General features: G+C 34.2%; 17 protein-coding genes. 10 read left to right on the forward strand and 7 right to left on the reverse strand.

The annotated features are described in order from the left end of the window. Positions 1–74: 74 nt before the first annotated feature. From HM984_RS02635 to HM984_RS02645, 3 genes are all read left to right on the forward strand, one after another. Complete coding sequence (locus tag HM984_RS02635; RefSeq protein WP_371312045.1) at positions 75–1,598, forward strand: peptide MFS transporter; 1,524 nt, start codon at positions 75–77, stop codon at positions 1,596–1,598. 39 nt (positions 1,599–1,637) lie between these two features. Then, a complete protein-coding gene (locus HM984_RS02640) occupies positions 1,638–3,425 on the forward strand; it encodes a peptide MFS transporter (RefSeq protein WP_179348013.1) in 1,788 nt (595 codons plus the stop codon). Between the two features lie 83 nt (positions 3,426–3,508). Beyond that, positions 3,509–4,060 (forward strand): thioredoxin family protein, encoded by a 552-nt coding sequence (locus HM984_RS02645; protein ID WP_115807850.1) that lies wholly within the window; start codon positions 3,509–3,511, stop codon positions 4,058–4,060. Positions 4,061–4,069: 9 nt separating this feature from the next. Here HM984_RS02645 and HM984_RS02650 read toward each other — a convergent pair whose 3' ends face one another. The 5 genes from HM984_RS02650 to surE are packed head-to-tail and all read right to left on the reverse strand — an operon-like array spanning position 4,070 to position 8,904. After that, positions 4,070–6,100, reverse strand: coding sequence for a ComEC/Rec2 family competence protein (locus HM984_RS02650; protein WP_179348014.1), 2,031 nt, complete (start codon positions 6,098–6,100; stop codon positions 4,070–4,072). 32 nt (positions 6,101–6,132) lie between these two features. Then, the gene (locus HM984_RS02655; RefSeq protein ID WP_179348015.1) at positions 6,133–6,642 is read right to left on the reverse strand and encodes a C40 family peptidase; all 510 of its coding nucleotides are present in this window, start codon (positions 6,640–6,642) and stop codon (positions 6,133–6,135) included. Between the two features lie 54 nt (positions 6,643–6,696). Continuing rightward, positions 6,697–7,815, reverse strand: coding sequence for a lipid-A-disaccharide synthase (gene lpxB / locus HM984_RS02660; RefSeq protein ID WP_179348016.1), 1,119 nt, complete (start codon positions 7,813–7,815; stop codon positions 6,697–6,699). A gap of 1 nt (position 7,816) precedes the next feature. Beyond that, a complete protein-coding gene (locus HM984_RS02665; RefSeq protein WP_115807846.1) occupies positions 7,817–8,101 on the reverse strand; it encodes a hypothetical protein in 285 nt (94 codons plus the stop codon). A gap of 29 nt (positions 8,102–8,130) precedes the next feature. Further along, positions 8,131–8,904 carry a 5'/3'-nucleotidase SurE gene (gene surE, locus HM984_RS02670; RefSeq protein ID WP_179348017.1) on the reverse strand — a complete coding sequence of 258 codons (774 nt, stop codon included), beginning with the start codon at positions 8,902–8,904 and terminating at the stop codon, positions 8,131–8,133. Between the two features lie 348 nt (positions 8,905–9,252). Between surE and HM984_RS02675 the strand changes: the two genes are divergently transcribed. Both HM984_RS02675 and HM984_RS02680 read left to right on the forward strand, forming a co-directional pair. Next, positions 9,253–11,439, forward strand: coding sequence for a carboxy terminal-processing peptidase (locus HM984_RS02675; RefSeq protein ID WP_179348018.1), 2,187 nt, complete (start codon positions 9,253–9,255; stop codon positions 11,437–11,439). An 81-nt stretch (positions 11,440–11,520) separates the two neighbouring features. Next, positions 11,521–12,615: an ABC transporter permease gene (locus HM984_RS02680; RefSeq protein ID WP_179348019.1), complete on the forward strand. Its 1,095-nt coding sequence runs from the start codon at positions 11,521–11,523 to the stop codon at positions 12,613–12,615. Here the strand turns inward: HM984_RS02680 and yihA are convergent. Next, a complete protein-coding gene (yihA, locus tag HM984_RS02685) occupies positions 12,612–13,229 on the reverse strand; it encodes a ribosome biogenesis GTP-binding protein YihA/YsxC (RefSeq protein ID WP_179348020.1) in 618 nt (205 codons plus the stop codon). The two genes, HM984_RS02680 and yihA, sit on opposite strands and share 4 nt — an antisense overlap. 187 nt (positions 13,230–13,416) lie before the next feature. Beyond that, positions 13,417–14,181, reverse strand: coding sequence for an alpha/beta fold hydrolase (locus tag HM984_RS02690; protein ID WP_179348021.1), 765 nt, complete (start codon positions 14,179–14,181; stop codon positions 13,417–13,419). Positions 14,182–14,466: 285 nt separating this feature from the next. Here HM984_RS02690 and mraZ point away from each other — a divergent pair, with 285 nt between their 5' ends. The 5 genes from mraZ to HM984_RS02715 all read left to right on the forward strand — a co-directional run bounded on the left by mraZ (position 14,467) and on the right by HM984_RS02715 (position 19,710). After that, on the forward strand, positions 14,467–14,937 hold the full coding sequence (gene mraZ / locus HM984_RS02695; RefSeq protein ID WP_115807840.1) for a division/cell wall cluster transcriptional repressor MraZ: 471 nt from the start codon (positions 14,467–14,469) through the stop codon (positions 14,935–14,937). Beyond that, the gene (gene rsmH, locus HM984_RS02700; protein WP_092466896.1) at positions 14,924–15,820 is read left to right on the forward strand and encodes a 16S rRNA (cytosine(1402)-N(4))-methyltransferase RsmH; all 897 of its coding nucleotides are present in this window, start codon (positions 14,924–14,926) and stop codon (positions 15,818–15,820) included. Before mraZ ends, rsmH begins: the two co-directional genes overlap by 14 nt. Continuing rightward, the gene (locus HM984_RS02705) at positions 15,817–16,143 is read left to right on the forward strand and encodes an FtsL-like putative cell division protein (RefSeq protein ID WP_115807839.1); all 327 of its coding nucleotides are present in this window, start codon (positions 15,817–15,819) and stop codon (positions 16,141–16,143) included. The genes rsmH and HM984_RS02705 overlap by 4 nt, the downstream gene beginning before the upstream one ends. 148 nt (positions 16,144–16,291) lie before the next feature. Further along, complete coding sequence (locus tag HM984_RS02710; protein WP_179348128.1) at positions 16,292–18,250, forward strand: PASTA domain-containing penicillin-binding protein; 1,959 nt, start codon at positions 16,292–16,294, stop codon at positions 18,248–18,250. Continuing rightward, positions 18,247–19,710 (forward strand): UDP-N-acetylmuramoyl-L-alanyl-D-glutamate--2,6-diaminopimelate ligase, encoded by a 1,464-nt coding sequence (locus HM984_RS02715; protein ID WP_179348022.1) that lies wholly within the window; start codon positions 18,247–18,249, stop codon positions 19,708–19,710. Before HM984_RS02710 ends, HM984_RS02715 begins: the two co-directional genes overlap by 4 nt. Positions 19,711–19,713 lie beyond the last annotated feature (3 nt).

Raw genomic sequence — 19,713 nt, forward strand, 5'->3', positions numbered from 1 at the left:
AAACTAAACTTATGAACCAAGAAAATGATCCAGCTTTAATCAAGCATCTGAATAGAAAAGGTATTGATGATGCAATGGTAATGGGACATCCAGCAGGATTGTTCGTGCTATTTTTTACAGAAATGTGGGAGCGCTTCAGTTATTATGGAATGCGAGCACTATTAACTGTGTTTTTAATAACAGAAATTGGTAAAGGAGGCTGGGAATGGACTAATGCAGATGCTATGCAACTTTATGCTTGGTACACTGGTTTGGTTTACTTAACACCACTTTTAGGTGGAATATTAGCGGATAAATTTACAGGATTTAGAAAAGCTATTTTATTAGGAGCATTAATTATGACTTTAGGACATGCGTCCATGGCTTTAGAAGGTATTAGTCCTAATTTTTTCTACGCAGGTCTTGTAATGATGATTTTAGGAAATGGTTTGTTTAAGCCAAATATTTCTTCAATGGTAGGAAATCTATATCCAGATTCAAGTTCTAAAAAAGATGCTGGTTATACTATTTTTTATATGGGTATTAATGCAGGTGCTTTCTTGGGGATGTTACTTTGTGGATACATTGGAGAAAAAATAGGATGGCACTATGGATTTGGATTGGCTGGAGTATTTATGCTTTTTGGTATGTTACAATTCTATTTTGGACGTAATATATTTGGTGTTGTTGGTGAAACACCTAAAAAGCAATTTGAAGCTGAGTTAGATAAAATTGCAGATGATGAAGATGAAATTGAAACTCCTGCTCATATTGTAAGAGATAGATTAGTGGTTGTTGGTGTGCTAATGGTTGCCAGTATTTTCTTCTTCTTTGCTTTTGAGCAAGCTGGTGGATCTATGACTGTTTTTGCAAAAGATTATACACAGAGAGTTTTAGAAGGTAATTCAGGTGTTATTTTTAAATGGATAGATGCTATTTTAACTATTTTTCCAATTATAATAGTGTCTTGGGTGCTATATGGTTTAGGTAAGAAAATTTATAAGACCTATCCATTAACCATTATATTCACAGGGATATCTTTTTTAATTATTTGGTTTTTAGGTGGCTGGAAAGTATATAGAGAATTTAGCCTTGAGCAGACTGAAGTAACGGTGTCTTGGTTTCAAATTTTGAATTCTTTTTTCATTATCACTTTAGCATCTTCATTTAGTAAAATGTGGGAGAAAGTATGGAATCCTTCAGGACCTGTGAAATTTGCAATGGGATTGGCTTTAGTAGGAATTGGGTTTGTAGTTTTATCTATAGGATCTAATAGTATTCCTCAAGGGGCGACTAGTGCATCTGTTAGTATGGTATGGTTAATAATGGCTTACTTTTTTCATACAACAGGCGAATTATGTTTGTCACCAGTAGGACTTTCGTATGTATCTAAACTATCTCCTAAACGTTTAGCAGGATTACTGTTTGGACTTTGGTTTACAGCTTCGGCAATTGCCAACTTTATAGCAGGTATGACAGGATCTTATATTGATGAAATCTCGCAGAAGTATTCTATGTCTACCTTTTTCTTAATTATTGCTGCTATACCAATGTTCGCTGCGGTAATCTTATTGATTTTAAATCCGAAATTGAAGAAAATGATGCACGGAATTAATTAATGATTAATTGCAACTAATTTATTTACACCCTTTTGAATAATGAAGACTGACATTGAAAATCTATTTAAAGACACGGTTCTTGGACATCCTGTAGGATTATTTATTCTGTTTTTTACAGAAATGTGGGAACGTTTTTCATTCTACGGAATGCGTATACTTCTTATACTGTTTTTAACGGCTCCAATGATGAGTGATAATCCTGGATGGGATTGGCCACGAGAGCATGCCCTTTCATTAATTGGTACGTATGCGTCACTTTTATATTTGACACCAATTTTAGGTGGTTGGATAGCAGATAAATGGACGGGATATCGTATTGCTGTAGTTATAGGTTGTGTTATTATGACGCTTGGTCACGCCGCAATGGCGCTTGAAACAACTGCTTCATTTTACTTAGGTTTAGCATTATTGGTTATTGGAACTGGTTTCTTTAAGCCAAATATTACATCTATAATTTCTGAGATGTACAAAACTAGAGAATCTAAAAAAGACGGAGCTTACACCATTTTTTATATGGGTGTAAATGCAGGTGCCTTTTTTGGAATGATGCTTTGTGGTTATTTAGCTGAAAATTACGGATGGGCATATGGATTTGGATTGGCCGGAATATTTATGTTATTAGGAATGCTTCAGTTTTTATTAGCACATAAAATATTTGGTAAAGTAGGTGCTGCACCTTCAAAACAAATCGATGTTGTTTTACATGATGGAGAAGATACTACAGATCCAGAGGTGATTAAAGAAGAAGTAGAAGCGGCTATAAAGCTCAATCCTTTTACCATGTTTGATAAAATATTAATATTATTATCATCTGTTGGTGGACTTATTTACCTTTTTAATGATCCTTTAGAGAAGATTGGAGGAACTTCTCTATTGCCTTTTGAGATTATGGGAATGAGTGGTTCAAACATTGTTGTTCTTACCGCTTTAGTACTTTTCTTAGTGCTATTAATTGGACGTATATCTCGCTATATTCCTATCGTTAGAGATCGTTTGGTTGCAGTTTCTATTTTTGCGTTGTTTACAGTATTCTTTTTTGCTTTCTTTGAACAGTCTTTAGGTTCTATGACATTGTTTGCAAGTGATTATACCAATAGAGATTTAGTAGGAAATACAGCTACCATATTTAAAATTATTGATGGACTGTTAACTACGATTCCGCTAATAATCATTACGTATGTAATCATCTTAATATTTAAAAAGACATTTACTAAAATTGGAGCATCAAATATTATGTTGGCTGTTGCCTTTATTGGTGTTTGGGCATTAGTGATATATCGTATTTATGATAAATCGTTTTCTGAAGATTTAAAAGTTGATGCAACTTGGTTCGGGATCTTAAACTCTTTCTTTATTATTACATTAGCACCATTGTTTTCAAAATGGTGGGAAAGTAAATACAATCCTAGTGCAGCTATGAAATATGCTATTGGATTAGTGCTGTTAGGTTTAGGATTTGCCATCTTAGCTTATGGTGCGTCAGATATTCCGTCTGGAGCAAAAACAGCATCTGTAAGTATGATATTTTTGATATTAGCTTACTTATTCCATACTATGGGTGAACTTTGTTTATCACCTCTAGGATTATCCTATCTAAGTAAATTAGTACCTGCAAGAATGATTGGGTTTATGTTTGGTGTATGGTATTTGGCAATTGCTGTCGGACAGAAAGTAGCAAACACTATGGGTGGAATGATTGATAAAATTTCAGAAGAATATTCCTTAGGAGTATTCTTTTTAATCTTCGCAGTGATTCCGATTGCAGTCGGTTTAATTTCTGTAGTTTTAAATCCATTACTTAAAAAACTAATGCACGGTGTACGTTAACAAAAACCGTTAAAAACATCTAAAATGCTCCTGTTTAGGAGCATTTTTTGTAAGTTCGGCTCATTATTTGCAACAAATCGAATATGATGAAAAAAATAACCTTAGGATTAATCGCTGTTTTTGCATTGTCATTAACAGCAGTAGCACAAGAGATTAATTGGGTAACTTTAGAGGAGGCTTTAGAGCTTCAAGAAAAGGAGCCAAAAAAAATATTTATGGACGTTTACACCAATTGGTGTGGTCCATGTAAAATGTTAGATAAGAATACATTTCAGAATCCCGATGTCGCAGCTTATGTCAATGAACATTATTATGCGGTTAAATTTAATGCAGAGGGAAATGAAGAAGTGACTTACAAGGATCAAACATTTAAGAATCCAAATTACGACGCTACAAAAGCAAATAGACGCAACAGTTCGCACGAATTTTCTCGATACTTAAAAGTACAAGCCTATCCAACGATGGTCTTTTTTGATGAAGAAGGTGGATTTATTTCCCCAATCACTGGATATTTAAAACCACAGCAATTGGAGTTGTACTTAAAACTTTTTCAAAGTGATAAACATAAAGAAATGACGTCGCAAGAACAGTTTAATGAATATTTTAAGTCGTTTACTCCAGCGTTTAAAGAGTAGTAAACCGAATTATTTAATTATAAAAGCTCCCTTTTCATTCGTTTGATGGAAAGGGATTTTTTCATGCTCACAAGTTGCCTTCCAGCGTTTTAAATAGGACTTGTAATTACTAGCATCTGCAATGATTAATTGTGGCTTTAAACTATCAATAACTCTATTAAGATTTAATCTTGGGGAATTCCGCAATAAGATATAATTAGGTTTAAACGATAATCCTTTATAAATAGATAAACTATCTATGGCTAAAATAATCTTGTCCTTGTATTGGTAAACAGATTGTAAACTGTCCGAAATTATAATGTCTAGAGATTCGCCTACTTTATAATTTGTTAGAGCGTATTCTGATTTTAGCTTTGCGGAATCTAAATTATGATATACGGTCATTTTTTTACCTTCTTTTAATCCAATCATTGAATAGCGACTTTTATTAAATACCACTAAAGCATTATGTTGCGTTTGATAAATATTATAAAAATAAACACCTTGAAGTCCAATTATAGCAATTAAACTAATGGCTATCCATTTAAAATTCCGGAATTTATAAACATGAATCAAAGCCACAATTATTATATAACAAACAATAACCTGAAGTAGTGTAAACGGAATATCTCTAAATAGAAAATCTTCAAACTGAGCTACCCAAGCGATAAAGCCATTCAAACTATCAATTATATAACTGTAAACAATTACAAAGAAATCGGGTAATGCATTTAACAGAGCTAAAGCAATAACCAATAAACCAAAACCTAGAATCAAACCTAAAAACGGAATTACAACTAGATTCGAGATAAAAAACAAACCAGGAAACTGATGAAAGTAAAACAAACTAATCGGCACAACTCCAACCTGTGCAGCTAAAGTCACGGTAAATATTTGCCAAGGCTTGTCAATAATCCAATATTTTGGTTTCCAAAGTCTATAAATGATTGGTTGTACACTCACAATACCTAGCACGGCTAGATAACTCATCTGAAATCCAACAGCAAACAAAAATGTAGGTTTAAACAGTAATATAATAAATGCCGATATCACCAAAGTATTATAAATATTAGTGCGTCGTTTAAGGTGCATAGCAATACTTATAACACTAAACATAGTTACCGCTCGTGTTACAGAAGGCGACAGGCCTGCAATTACAGCAAAGCTCCATAATATGCAAACTAAAATAAAAGGTCTAATAAAATGTCCATATTTAAGATAGAGCAGTGGTCTAAATAAGAAATTAAGAATCCATAAAATAATACCAACGTGGAGACCAGAAACTGCGAGGATATGGATGGTACCAGAGTCAACATAATTATTATAAATAGCCTTATCAATAGTTTGTCGTTGACCAAGTAAAAGCGCATTCATAATACTGAGTGCGTCTTTTTTAAATCCTGCTTCGATAAGCTTTAAATTTATTTTAGTTCTTAATGCATCAGCATAGCCATAGATAGTAGATTTAGAATCTGAAAGTTGTAAGATGTTATCTGTATTTAAATACATCTGATGATACACTTGATCTAATTCTAAATACTTGCTATAGTCAAATTGATAGGGATTTAATGGTTGTTGAATTGTTTTTAATTCCGTTTTGGCATAGAGTACATCATCAACATTAAATTGAACAGGAACACTATCACGTCTAATATTAACCAAAACATGTCCAATGGCGTCTTTGTTATTAAAAGTTAATACAGAAGCAATATATTTATCATTATAGGTGTCTGGTTTAAGTCGTTCTTCAATTGTAAAAATAATAGCATTATAATGGTCAGATGAATTTTGATTAATATAATGTTGCGGTCTTAGTGTTTCATCTTGAAGATTGTATGAGGTCATTCCGAGTCCTGCCATACATAGGTAAGCTAGGATTCCGAAAAATGCTGAGCGATTAATTTTAGATTTTATTAGTAACCAGTAAACGCCAAGGCAAAAGACTAAACCTATGGTTGTATATAATACCACATGGAAATCTAGCCTAATAAAATGCGCTAGAAGGATCCCAATAACCAAACAAATGGTTAATTTTATAATGGTGAAATTTAGTAACTTCATGATTGTGAGTTACTAAGATAGCGAAATTGTAATTACAATACGCGTCGTGCCTGCACAAAAGAAAAGTACCAATACTTCTCTGCAATAGAAGAAATCATAACACCTCTGCTGGTTGAGGCATGGATAAACTCAACATTCCCAGTTCTAACATTGGTTACAATACCAACATGGTTTACGTTTCTGCTATTTTTATTAGTAGCAAAAAACACTAAATCACCAACGTTAACCTCTTTTAAATCGATCCACTCTCCAGTACCTTTTAATCCAGATGTTGTTCTAGGCAAATTAACATCATGTTTTTTATAACTCGTATAAATTAAGCCAGAACAATCCATACCGCTTTTAGTAGTACCCCCATACTTGTAACGTGTGCCATCAAAAGTTTTAGCATATTTAACAATACTTTCGGCTTCAGCAGTGGGTTTTGCAGTCGTATTAACCTTTACAGAATGTGTTTGGTTTTTTTTATTAGAATATGTTTTTTTCGATTTGCAACTGCTAACAATAAAGAGGAGTAAAATAAGGGGTAATAGTTGTTTCATTTTTTATTAAGATTTGGTAAGCTGTTTATTTGTGTAATTTAGGTTAAGTCGTTGTTATTTTGAATTTCTAATAGCGTTGAAAATTAATTTTGCCGTATTCTCACTAGCTCCACGTCCTCCTAATAGTTTCTCTAATTCATAATAATCTAAAAAGAGTTGTTCTCGTCTTTCGGGATGTAAAATTGAAGTTAATTCCTTTTTTAGTCGCTTTTTATTTAAATCACCTTGAATAAGTTCTGTAACCACTTCGCGATCCATTATTAAATTCACCAATGAGATATATTTGAGTGTTATGATACGTTTTGCAATTTGGTAAGAAATAGCATTGGCTTTGTAACACACCACTTGCGGTACTTTAAATAGTGCTGTCTCTAATGTCGCAGTACCAGAAGTAACTAAAGCAGCAGTAGAAATACTTAGTAAATCATATGTTCTGTTAGAAATGAATTTAATATTCTTCTTTTTTATAAAGCCTTGGTAAAATTCATAATCTTGACTAGGAGCTCCTGCAATGACGAATTGGTAGTCTTTAAAATCATCAACTAAACTTAGCATCACACCAAGCATTTTCGTTATTTCTTGTTTCCTACTTCCAGGTAGTAATGCGATGATAGGTTGGTCGCTAAGCTTATGTTCTTTTCTAAAAACAGTTTCTTCAACCTGTGGCCGATCCGCAATGGCATCGATTAATGGATGGCCTACAAAATTAACGTCGTAGTTGTACGTTTTATAAAACTCTTTTTCAAAGGGAAGAATGCAATACATCGCATCAACGTCATGTTTTATTTTTTCGACTCTACTTGCTCTAGATGCCCAAACTTGTGGAGATATATAGTAATGTGTTTTGTAATTAAGTGCTTTTGCCCATTTGGCAATTCTAAGATTGAAACCAGAATTATCTATAAAAATAAGCACATCTGGCTGAAATTTTTCAATATCAGATTTACAGAACTTTATGTGTCCTAAGACTTTTCTAAGATTTAGAATCACTTCAGCAAAACCCATAAATTGGCGCTCCTTATAATGCATCACTAATTCTCCTCCAACATTCTGCATAAGGTCACCACCCCAAAATCTAATTTCAGCCTGTTCATCTTGTTTAAACAGGGCTTTCATAAGATTAGAACCGTGTAAATCACCTGAGGCTTCACCAGCAATGATATAATACTTCATTTTAATTCATAAATTTAATGATCATTGTCGTAATGAGTATTAAAACTGTAGATATTAAAACACCTTTTGCTCTATGGTCTTTATTTTTCTTTAAGAAAAGGAAGAAAGCTCCCAAGTTTAAAAGGGCACCGATACTCATAAGTTTCGTAAAAAAACCTTCGGCTATGGCTTGTTCAATAACAATTCCCCAATCATCAGATTGTCCAAAAAACTGAATTGCAAAAATAAACCCGAAAACTGTAGCGATTACACCTACAATAAAACCTATTAAAATTTCCTTCTTCATATGCTGTTGTTTCTAAGCTTTATAGTTTTTTAATTATTTAATTTCCAAGTGTTCAAGTTCTGTATGGCATGGTGTGCGGTTAAATCAAAATGAACAGGCACTACGGAAACATAGCCATGTTCTAAAGCCCACTCGTCAGTATCTTCGCCGTTATCCATATTTACAAATTTACCGCTGAGCCAATAATAGTCTCTGCCCATCGGGTTTGTACGCTTGTCAAATTCCTCTTTCCAATTGGCACGAGCTTGCCTGCATATTTTTATACCTTTTATAGCGTCTTTTTCTAGGTTTGGTAAATTAACATTTAACACCACACCATCAGGTAACCCGTTTTCTAATACTTGTCTGGTAATTGTTTCTACAAAAGACGCGCAATGTTCAAAATTAGCATTCCAGTTGTAATCTAATAACGAAAATCCAATAGCAGGAATACTTTCAATACCAGCTTCTAAAGCCGCGCTCATTGTACCAGAATAAATAACATTAATGGATGAGTTTGAACCGTGGTTAATGCCTGAAACACAGATGTCTGGTCGTCTTTCTAAAATTTCATTTACAGCTAATTTTACGCAATCGGCAGGCGTTCCTGAGCAACTATACTCTGGTTGTTTACCATCCACTGTAATTTTCTCCATATGTAATGTAGAATTTAGAGTAATAGCGTGTCCCATGGCGCTTTGTGGGCTGTCTGGAGCCACAACTACAACATCTCCAATTTTGTTCATTACCGAAATTAGCATTCTAATTCCCGGTGCCGTTATTCCATCATCATTAGTAACTAAAATTAAAGGGCGTGCAGACATTTTGTTCAAAAAATTTAATGAATTGTAAAAATACTAAAAAAGGTATCGATTTATAAGCAAACTCACCTTTAACAAAAAAATAGGGTACCTATTTTTTATGGCACGGTTTTTTCTTCTATTTTAGTGAAAAATTGAGAACCTACTTAATTAATAAGTAAAAAAAAAGATGAGTCGATCCATAGATAAACCTTCAATTGAAGAATTAGTGTAAACGGCGAACACATTTTTTCCAAATTAAAATAATAAAAAAAAGAAAAATGAACCGAGCCATAGATGAACCTTCAATTGAAGAATTAGTGTACACGGCGAACACATTTTTTCCAAATTAAAACAATAAAAAAAAGAAAAATGAAAGGGAATTATAAATTTTTGTTACTCGCTTTATTGATAGCATTTGCCTCATGCAGTTTTACGAGTAAAAAATTCGAGGATCCAGATAAAGATAAATTGTTAATCCAACTTATTTCGTATCTGCTCGGTCAAGGTCATTTTGAGCCTAAAGACATTAACGATGATTTTTCATCACATGTTTATGATAGTTATTTAAATAATTTAGATCCGTTTAAGCGTTATTTCTATGAATCGGATATTAAGGAATTTGAAGCGTACAAGGATAAAATTGACGATCAAATTAAAGCTTACGATGTGTCGTTTTTTAACCTTACACATCAACGGTTGTTGCAGCGTATTGCTGAGTCTAAAGAAATGTATAAGGATTTGTTAGATAAACCTTTCAATTTCTCTAAAGACGAAGACTACAATGCGAATTATGAGAATCTTACTTATGTGTCTAATAAGCGCGAAATGAAAGAGCGTTGGAGACAACAATTGAAATTTTCTACCATCGTTAATTTTGATGATGTGGTTTCGCAACAAGATATTGATGGGGATTCGGAAACAGCTGCAGATCTTGATTTTTCAGAAGCTAATGAAAAACCAAAGGCTAAAAAATCGGAAGCTAAAAAATCAGATAAAGAATTAGAAGTAGACGCACGTTTGTTGACAAAAAAATCACTCGATGAGCTTTACGATTACATTGATGATAGAACACGTAACGATTGGTTTGCAATGTACATAAATGCTATTGTAGAAGGGTATGACCCGCATACATTTTATTTCGCACCAGAAGATAAGGAGCGCTTTGATAGAGATATTTCAGGTAAATTTGAAGGTATTGGTGCGCGTTTACAAAAGAAAGTAGACGGTATTATGGTAAATGAAATTATCAGCGGCGGACCAGCGTGGAGAGCTAATGAGTTAGAAGTGGGTGACCAAATTCTTAAGGTTAGACAAGAAGATGAGAAAGAAGCTATCAACGTTGTTGGTATGCGATTAGATGATGCTATTAAATTTATAAAAGGGCCAAAAGGAACTGTGGTGACATTAACCTTAAAAAAGGTAGATGGAACGATTCAGGATGTTTCTATAAAAAGAGATATCGTAGAACTTGAAGAAACGTACGCAAAATCTTCAATAGTTGAAAAAGATGGGAAAACCTTTGGTGTTATTAATCTTCCTAAATTTTACATCAGTTTTGAAGATTATAATGAAAGAAATGCAGCTTCAGATATTAAACAAGAAATCTTAAGATTAAAAGAAGAAGGGGTTGAAGGTTTAGTAATGGATTTAAGAAATAATGGTGGTGGTTCTCTACAAACTGTTGTAGATATTGCTGGTTTATTTATTGAAGAAGGACCAGTAGTACAAGTTAAAACAACAGGAGAAGCTAAAGAAGTACTTAGTGATAAAGATGCATCTATAGTTTGGGACGGACCTTTAGTGATTTTAGTAAATGAATTATCGGCCTCTGCTTCTGAGATTTTAGCAGCAGCAATGCAAGACTATAAAAGAGGAATTGTTATTGGTAGCAAGCAAACCTACGGTAAAGGAACAGTGCAAACTGTGATGGATCTAAACCGAATGGTAAAAAACAACACCAAAGGAGATATGGGGGCTTTAAAGTTTACCACTCAGAAATTTTATAGAATTAATGGAGGTTCAACACAGTTAGAAGGTGTAAAGAGTGATGTTGTTGTGCCAGACCGTTACAGTTATATTAATATTGGAGAAAAAGATCAAGACAATCCATTAGCGTGGGATAAAATTGATGCTGCTGATTATGAAGTTTGGAGTAATTACTTTGATTACGATACTACAATTAGTAAAAGTAAAGCAAGAATGGCTGGTAATGAGCAGTTGAAGCTTATTGATGCCAATGCACAATGGGTGAAGAAAATAAGAGACCGTGAGTCGTACTCGTTAAACTATGATACCTATAAAAAGGAAATGGAGATTAATGAAGAGGAAGCGAAGCGTTTTACAAAACTTTCAGAATATCAAACGAATTTAACATTCAGCTCATTGCCTTACGAAGTAAAGCTAATGAACGAAGATTCTGTATTATTAGAAAAACGTGATCGTTGGCATAAAGCTTTAGCAAAGGATGTCTATGTTGAGGAAGCAATTAATGTGCTTCATGATTTGAAAATGACTTACGAGATAAAAAATAAAGTTGCTAATTCTGTAAAGAATTAAAGTAATAAAAGAGCCTTGTTTTGTGCTACTTAGTGAAATCTAAATGACTGAAACAAGATGCCTACTAATTAATTAAGATGAATGTCTAATCAAAATAAGTCATTAACAAGCTTAGCGCTTCAAAAGTTTAAAAAAAACTTTTGGGGCGTTTTTAGTTTGAGTATTATTATTTGTATTGGTTTGGTTTCTGTGTTTGCTTATTTATTCGCGCCAGATGCTTCAAAAAACGCCAATCAAATGCATTTAGCTATTCATTCAAAATCGCCTGGTTTTGAAGTGGAGATGTTAACGATTCCATCTGGTATTGAATCAGAACAAAACTTTTTTTCAAAATTATTCTTTGGTTATAATAACACAGATACCGAGATTCCTATTCAATCTCATAATGTGAAAAATGGTGTTTTAGCTTATGTAGAATATGCTTCAGATGGACTACAAGGTGAAGAAAAGAAAATTGCGGTGTCACGTTTTCCAAGTTCGAATTACGAATCTTATATAACTACTAAAAGTTTTGTTTTTGGTACTGATAAATATGGACGCGATTATTTGAGTCGTATCTTAATAGGTTCTCGTATTTCGTTCTTTATTGGCTTTGTAGCAGTCTTTATTTCATTAATTGTAGGACTCATAATGGGGAGTTTAGCAGGTTACTATGGAGGAAAGATTGATACTTTTATTATGTGGGTTATCAATGTAACCTGGTCTATCCCAACCTTATTATTAGTGATTGCTATTACGTTGGCTTTAGGAAAAGGCTTTTGGCAGGTGTTTATAGCCGTAGGTTTAACTATGTGGGTAGAAGTAGCAAGAGTGGTAAGAGGGCAAATCATCAGTGCTAAAGAAATGCAGTACGTCACAGCTGCTAGAGCTTTGGGCTATAATGACTATAGAATTATCACCAAACACATCTTACCCAATATTTTTGGACCATTAATCGTTATTTCTGCAGCAAATTTTGCAGCAGCTATCTTAATAGAAAGTGGCCTTAGTTTCTTGGGTATTGGAGCGCAACCGCCAATGGCAAGTTGGGGAGCTATGATAAAAGACCATTACAATTATATCATTTTAGGTAAACCGTATTTAGCACTCATTCCTGGAGTGTGTATTATGCTATTGGTTATGGCTTTTATGTTAGTGGGTAATGCTTTGCGTGATGCTTTGGATGTGAAATCTTAATTATTTGACCTCAGTTGTTCAATTTCTTCGTTGGTGTCTTCAATAAAGTTTAGTACATCATCCTTACCTATGTAGTTAGAAGCAGACGTTACAAAGTAAGGTGGTAATTCTTCCCAGAATTTAAGTAGCTCTTGGCAGTATTCATCTACATGACGTTCAATAGCTTTTGGTTTTAACTTGTCAGCTTTGGTAAATATGATACCAAAAGGAATTTCGCTTTCTCCCATGTATTTCATAAATTCTAAATCTATGGGTTGCGGTTTGTGTCTAATATCTACGAGTACAAAAGCAGAAACCAATTGTTGACGTTTTTCAAAATAATCGGTAATAAACTTTTGAAATTTCTTCTTTGAGGACTTTGACACGCGTGCATAACCATAACCTGGTAAATCTACTAGGTACCAATTCTCATTAATAAGAAAATGGTTGATTAACTGCGTTTTTCCTGGTCGGCCAGAAGTTTTTGCTAAACTTTTTCTATCAGTTAGCATGTTGATTAATGACGATTTTCCAACATTACTTCGCCCAATAAAGGCATATTCGGGTAGGGCATTCTTGGGGCATTTTGCCACTTCAGAATTACTAACTACAAATTCAGCTGATTTTATTTTCATCTTCAGTTCCCGTAAAAACGAGAATCTTATTTAATTAAACTTAGTCTTTTGTGAAGTAAAAAATGGGGCTTTCCAAAAGGACAAATGCCAGTCACATTTTTTTAAGTATAAACTTTGCGTTTCTGCACCTTTGAGTGATATTTTTACTTCGTGCTTCCGACTTTCCAGTCTTTAAGCTTTTTTTTACCTAAAATTCACGCTTTTCTAGCCAGCCCATAAGAATTGTATTAAATTCTTCTGGATGCTCCATCATTGCTGCGTGTCCACATTTATCAATCCAATGCAATTCAGAATCAGGTAAAAGTTCATGGAATTCTTCCGCAACTTCAGGTGGAGTGACATTATCGTTTTTCCCCCAAATGATACAAATAGGTGTCGTCATTTTTGGTAAATCCTTAGCCATATTGTGCCTTATGGCACTTTTGGCGATCGCTAAGGTTTTTATAAGCTTATTACGGTCGTTTACGGTTTCATAGACTTCGTCTACAATTTCTTTGGTCGCTACCGCCGGATCGTAAAACACCTCTTGCGCTTTCTTTTTCATTACTTCATAGTCACTCCGTTTGGTGTAGCCACCTCCCATTGCGCTTTCATAAAGTCCTGAACTTCCAGTGATAATTAATGCTTTTACTTTTTTAGGGTATAATTTTGTGTGGTACAAACCAATATGGCCACCAAGAGAATTGCCAAGTAAAATAACGTTATCTAAACCTTTATACTCAATAAAATCCTTGAGATAATTAGCAAAGCTTTTAACGTTGGTTTTTAACAACGACATACTGTAAATAGGAAGTTCTGGAATGATAACTTTATAGCCCCTAGAGCTAAAGTATTTAGTGACTCCGTCAAAATTACTGAGGCCTCCCATTAAACCATGCAACACAATAATTGGTGTGCCTTCGCCTACTTCAATATATCTAAAATCCTTTTCTTTCTTTAAAAGGTGTGCCATGTGCGAGTTCGTGCTTGTGTGTTAGAAACAAATATAACCAAATCCTTTAGAATATAAATAATATGGAAAAAATATCAACTTTTTTTATTAGAAGGGAGTTGTGTTGGTCAATGTTAATAATTCCCACTTTAAAATATTTGTTTAAAAGTTGAATTCATTGACGTCATAATATATTGAGGTAATTTCAAACTAAAACTTATCAACAAATGTGGTAGAATGTGGTAAAAAGTGGTGATTTTTTCAATATCTTTGAATCTTAACCGTTAAAGTGGTAAACGAAACCTTTTGAATTCATTTATAGGAACATACGAATGTAAAGCTGATGCCAAAGGAAGGCTAATGATACCTGCTGTGCTTAAAAAGCAGTTGTCGGCAGCTTTGCAAGATGGTTTTGTTTTAAAGCGCGCAGTTTTTCAACCGTGTTTGGAGCTCTATCCTATGTCCGAATGGAATAAAATGATGGAGAAAATTAATAAGCTCAATCGCTTTAAGAAGAAGAATAATGATTTTATCAGACGTTTTACGGCTGGTGTTAAAATGGTGGAAGTAGATAGCGCTGGTCGCTTATTGATTCCAAAAGATTTAATAGGTTTTTCAGGTATTACTAAAGAAGTTGTTTTGGCGTCTGCAGTAAATATTCTTGAAATCTGGGATAAAGATAAATACGAACAAGCTATTGATGATGCGGCTGAAGATTTTGCAGATTTGGCCGAGGAAGTAATGGGACAAGAGGATGACGACAATGGATTATCATAACGCAGTATTACTAAAAGAAACGGTTGATGGTTTGGCAATTAAGCCAGATGGAGTATATGTGGATGTCACTTTTGGTGGTGGAGGTCATAGTAAAGAGATTTTGTCACGATTAGGTCCAAATGGAAAGTTGTACGCTTTTGATCAAGATAAAGATGCATTAGCAAATACAATTGATGATGATCGTTTTGTATTGATTAATGAGAACTTCAGATTTGTAAAGCGATTTTTAAGATTCTATGGAGCTAAAGAAGTTGATGGTGTTTTGGCGGACTTTGGAGTGTCGTCACATCAATTTGATGTTGCTGAGCGTGGATTTTCAACACGTTTTGAGGCGGATTTAGATATGCGAATGAACCAAGACAGTAAGCTGTCTGCTTTCGAAGTTATTAATAATTATGACGAAGAGCAATTAAGAGCTGTTTTGTTTCAATATGGTGAATTGCGAAATGCACCAGCAATGGCTAGAGTAATTGTTGATGAACGAAAGAATGCTGAAATTAAAACAAGCGAGCAGTTAAAAGCGGTTTTAAAACAATTTTTAAATCATCAAAAAGAGAATAAGGTTTTAGCACAAATTTATCAAGCCATTCGAATTGAGGTTAACCAAGAAATTGAAGTTTTAAAAGAGTTGTTGCTTCAAACACCTGAAATCTTAAAAAAAGATGGTCGCTTAAGTTTTATCTCATACCATTCTTTAGAAGATCGACTAGTTAAGCGTTTTATACGGAATGGATTATTTGAAGGGGAACCAGAGAGAGATATGTTTGGGAACTTTGAAGTGCCATTAAAAAAAGTTGGAGGTTTAATTGTGCCTTCTAAAGAAGAAATAAAACAAAACAATAGAGCGCGAAGTGCGAAACTGAGGATTGCCAAAAAAATATGAAAAAAAACATATACAGCATATTAAGGGGTAAGTTTCTAATCAGTGATGATTCGTTCAAAAATTGGCGTATCATCATTTTTATTTCGTTTCTAGCTATCATAATGATTGCAAGTTCGCATAGTGCAGATCAAAAAGTATATGAGATAGCAAATTTAACCAATGAAGTTAAAGAATTGCGCTCGGCATTTGTAGATAAAAGAGGGAGGTTGATGCAGCTTAAAAAGGAATCTTTTGTAGAGGCAGAAATGAAAGAAAAGGATATTGGAATTTCCTTAAATCCACCAACGAAAATAATAGTGAAATCATCTAAACCGGTAAAGTAAAAAGGTTTGGAATTTGAAATAGCTTTTTAAGCAGTCTTAAAATAAATTAAATCTCGATTATCGAGTAAAATCACAATAGTAACAACATTAAACTTTGGCAATAACAGAAAAAAACATATTAAACAGATTGTACTTCGTAGCAGGCTGCATGTTTGTATTCGCCTTGGCTGTGGTGTTCAAGTTGGTGAGTATTCAGTTTATTCAAGGTGATGAATATAGAGCGCTTGCTGAGAAACGAACTTTAGAGGATTTTGATATTCCTGCAAATCGTGGTAATGTGTATTCTGCGGATGGGAGTTTGTTAGCGACTTCGATTCCAAAATATGATATTAGAATTGATGCCATTCAGGCTAAAGAAGTCACATTTGAAAAGTACATCGGAGCTTTGGCAGATTCGCTTCATGCTTACAAAGGTAAGCCGGTGTCTTATTACAAGAATATCATTCGTAAAGCGCGAAAAAATAAAAATAGATATTTTTTGTTAGCTCGAAATATTAGCTATTCCGATTATATCCGAATGCGCAATTTTCCTTTGTTAAACCTCGGGGCAATTAAAGGAGGTTTGATTGTTGAGCAAACGACAAGACGTGAGCATCCGATGGGAGGTATTGCGGAACGTACTATTGGATACGAGCGACAAGATGAGGATGGTAATTTTACAAGACCAGGAATCGATGGTGCTTTTGGTGTAAAATATTTGCAGGGTAAAAATGGTAAGCGTCTAAAGCAAAAAATAGGGAATGGGCAATGGAAACCTATCGCTGATTTCGACCAGATAGAGCCTCAAGATGGTTACGATGTTTACACGACTATTGATGTCAATATTCAAGATATTGCACATCATTCTTTGTTGAAGCAATTAGAGATTTACCAAGCAGATCACGGTTGTGTGGTGGTAATGGATGTGAAAACAGGAGAGATTAAAGCGATTTCAAATCTTGGGAGAAACAAAAACGGAAACTACTACGAACGCTTAAACTATGCGGTTGGAGAAAGTCATGAACCAGGTTCTACATTTAAAGTGATGGCTTTGATGGCGGCATTAGAAGATAAGGTTGTGGATACGTCAACAGTTGTTGATACTAAAAAAGGAAGAAAGTCTTTTTATGGTCGTGTTATTACAGATTCGGGTAATGGTTATGGAGAGATTTCTGCTGCACGCGCATTGGAAGTGTCTTCTAATATCGGTATGGCAACGATTATAGATGAGCATTACTCAAAACAACCAGAGAAGTTTTTAAATCGATTGAGTTCTTGGGGACTAGATAAACCTTTAGGTGTTGCTATCATTGGAGAAGGGAAACCAGATATTCCTAAGCCTGGAGCTTCAAACTGGAGTAGAAACGCGTTGCCTTCTATGGCTTATGGTTACAATCTTAGAATGACGCCATTGCAAACCTTAGCGTTTTATAATGCTATTGCTAATGATGGGGAATTGATAAAACCACGTTTTTTGAAATCGGTAAAGTCTTTTGATAAAAACATTGAAGTGTTTAAAAAAGAAGTGCTTGTTGAGAAAATATGTTCTAACCAGACCTTGAATGAAATGCGCGATATTCTAAAGAATGTTGTTATTCGTGGTACGGGTGCTCGTATGTATTCGGAGACGTTTTCTATGGCTGGTAAAACAGGTACGGCAAGAACGGATTATGCAAATACGGAAGAATGGAATAAGAATAGGAAATATATTTCTTCGTTTGCTGGTTATTTTCCTGCGGACAATCCAAAATACTCGTGTATTGTAGTTATTCATAAGCCAAGCACAAAAGTAGGTATTTATGGATCTGATGTGGCTGGGCCAGTATTTAAAAGAGTTGCTCAAAAAATATATACCGACACGCCAATTATAGATGAAGTAAAATCGTTGAATTTTAGTGATAATTTGGTTAACGAAGATTTTGAAAGTTACTATGAAAACGCGCGTAAGTATAAGGAGTTAATGCCAAGTGTTGTTGGTATGCCAGCTATGGATGCTCTTGCATTGTTAGAGAATTTGCAGATTGATGTTAGGGTGAAGTTAAATGGAAATGGAGTGATTAAAAAACAGTCTGTAGAAAAACATCAAAAATTACAAACCAATCAAACCATTGTTTTAGAAGCGTCATGATGGTATTAAAAGACATATTATATAAGGTTACAATAAATGCAGTCGTTGGCAGCACAAGTATTACTGTGGGTAAAATTGAATTTGATTCACGTCAAATAGAAGTCAATGATATTTTTGTAGCCATATCGGGTACTATCACAGATGGTCATAATTTTATTGAAAAAGCAATAAAAGATGGCGCTACGGCAATAATTTGTGAGGTGCTTCCTGAGAATTTAGAAGATGGCATTACTTATATTGAAGTCGCTAATTCTAATCAGGCCATGGCTTATATGGCGGCTAATTTCTATGGTCACCCATCTGAGAATTTAAAATTAGTTGGTGTAACAGGAACGAATGGAAAAACAACAGTGTCAAGTTTATTGTATCAGTTGTTTAAAAAGGCAGGTTATAAAGTAGGGCTGCTATCTACCGTAAAAATCATGGTAGATAACGCGACTTATAAGGCCACGCATACCACGCCAGATTCTTTAACTATAAATAGATATTTACAGCTAATGAATGATGAAGGTGTAGAATTTTGCTTCATGGAAGTGAGTTCTCATGGTATTCATCAAAGTAGAACAGAAGGTTTAAAATTTGAAGGCGGCATTTTTACAAATCTATCGCACGATCATTTAGATTATCACGACACGTTTGCAGAATATAGAGATGTGAAAAAACGGTTTTTCGATCAATTACCAAAAGATGCTTTTGCATTAACCAATATTGATGATAAAAATGGTTTGGTGATGTTTCAAAACTCAGCAGCCAAAAAGTATACATACGCCTTAAAAAATTATGCGGATTATAGAGCGCAAATTTTAGAAAATGAATTTAGTGGATTGCTGTTAAAGTTGAATGAAAGTGAATTATGGACACGATTAATAGGAAGTTTTAATGCCTACAATATTCTAGCGATATATGGTACAGCTGAACTATTAGGTTTAGATAAAGTTGAAATTTTGAAACTCATAAGTGAGCTCGAAAATGTAGCGGGACGTTTTCAATATTTTATGTCCGAAGGGAAGATTACGGCCATTGTAGATTATGCACATACGCCAGATGCCTTAAAGAATGTTTTGCAGACTATAAACGATATCAGAACTAAAAACGAAGAGTTGATTACGGTTGTAGGTTGTGGAGGAAATAGAGATAAAACAAAACGACCAAAAATGGCGCATATCGCTTCGGCTTTAAGTACGAAAGTGATTTTAACAAGTGATAATCCGAGAAACGAAGTGCCTGAAACCATAATTGAAGAGATGGAAAAAGGAGTAGAATCTCAGAATTTTAAAAAGACCTTGTCTATAACAGATAGGAAGCAGGCGATTAAAACAGCGTGTCAAATGGCTGGACCAAATGATATTATTCTAATTGCAGGTAAAGGGCACGAAACATACCAAGAAATTAAAGGCGAGCGCTTTGATTTTGATGATTATAAAATCGTTCAAGACTATTTAAAACGATTACAGAAATAAATA

It is taken from the genome of Winogradskyella pacifica, assembly GCF_013403915.1.
Taxonomy (GTDB): domain Bacteria; phylum Bacteroidota; class Bacteroidia; order Flavobacteriales; family Flavobacteriaceae; genus Winogradskyella; species Winogradskyella pacifica.

What these genes read in the sequence shown, in the direction of transcription:
- HM984_RS02640 (WP_179348013.1), top strand. Translation starts at nt 1,638, where the DNA reads ATGAAGACTGACATTGAAAATCTATTTAAAGACACGGTTCTTGGACAT.
- HM984_RS02635 (WP_371312045.1), top strand. Translation starts at nt 75, where the DNA reads ATGGTAATGGGACATCCAGCAGGATTGTTCGTGCTATTTTTTACAGAA.
- HM984_RS02690 (WP_179348021.1), bottom strand. Translation starts at nt 14,181, where the DNA reads ATGGCACACCTTTTAAAGAAAGAAAAGGATTTTAGATATATTGAAGTA.
- HM984_RS02650 (WP_179348014.1), bottom strand. Translation starts at nt 6,100, where the DNA reads ATGAAGTTACTAAATTTCACCATTATAAAATTAACCATTTGTTTGGTT.
- rsmH (WP_092466896.1), top strand. Translation starts at nt 14,924, where the DNA reads ATGGATTATCATAACGCAGTATTACTAAAAGAAACGGTTGATGGTTTG.
- HM984_RS02665 (WP_115807846.1), bottom strand. Translation starts at nt 8,101, where the DNA reads ATGAAGAAGGAAATTTTAATAGGTTTTATTGTAGGTGTAATCGCTACA.
- lpxB (WP_179348016.1), bottom strand. Translation starts at nt 7,815, where the DNA reads ATGAAGTATTATATCATTGCTGGTGAAGCCTCAGGTGATTTACACGGT.
- HM984_RS02675 (WP_179348018.1), top strand. Translation starts at nt 9,253, where the DNA reads ATGAAAGGGAATTATAAATTTTTGTTACTCGCTTTATTGATAGCATTT.
- HM984_RS02705 (WP_115807839.1), top strand. Translation starts at nt 15,817, where the DNA reads ATGAAAAAAAACATATACAGCATATTAAGGGGTAAGTTTCTAATCAGT.
- yihA (WP_179348020.1), bottom strand. Translation starts at nt 13,229, where the DNA reads ATGAAAATAAAATCAGCTGAATTTGTAGTTAGTAATTCTGAAGTGGCA.
- HM984_RS02645 (WP_115807850.1), top strand. Translation starts at nt 3,509, where the DNA reads ATGATGAAAAAAATAACCTTAGGATTAATCGCTGTTTTTGCATTGTCA.
- HM984_RS02710 (WP_179348128.1), top strand. Translation starts at nt 16,292, where the DNA reads ATGTTTGTATTCGCCTTGGCTGTGGTGTTCAAGTTGGTGAGTATTCAG.
- HM984_RS02715 (WP_179348022.1), top strand. Translation starts at nt 18,247, where the DNA reads ATGATGGTATTAAAAGACATATTATATAAGGTTACAATAAATGCAGTC.
- HM984_RS02680 (WP_179348019.1), top strand. Translation starts at nt 11,521, where the DNA reads ATGTCTAATCAAAATAAGTCATTAACAAGCTTAGCGCTTCAAAAGTTT.
- surE (WP_179348017.1), bottom strand. Translation starts at nt 8,904, where the DNA reads ATGTCTGCACGCCCTTTAATTTTAGTTACTAATGATGATGGAATAACG.
- HM984_RS02655 (WP_179348015.1), bottom strand. Translation starts at nt 6,642, where the DNA reads ATGAAACAACTATTACCCCTTATTTTACTCCTCTTTATTGTTAGCAGT.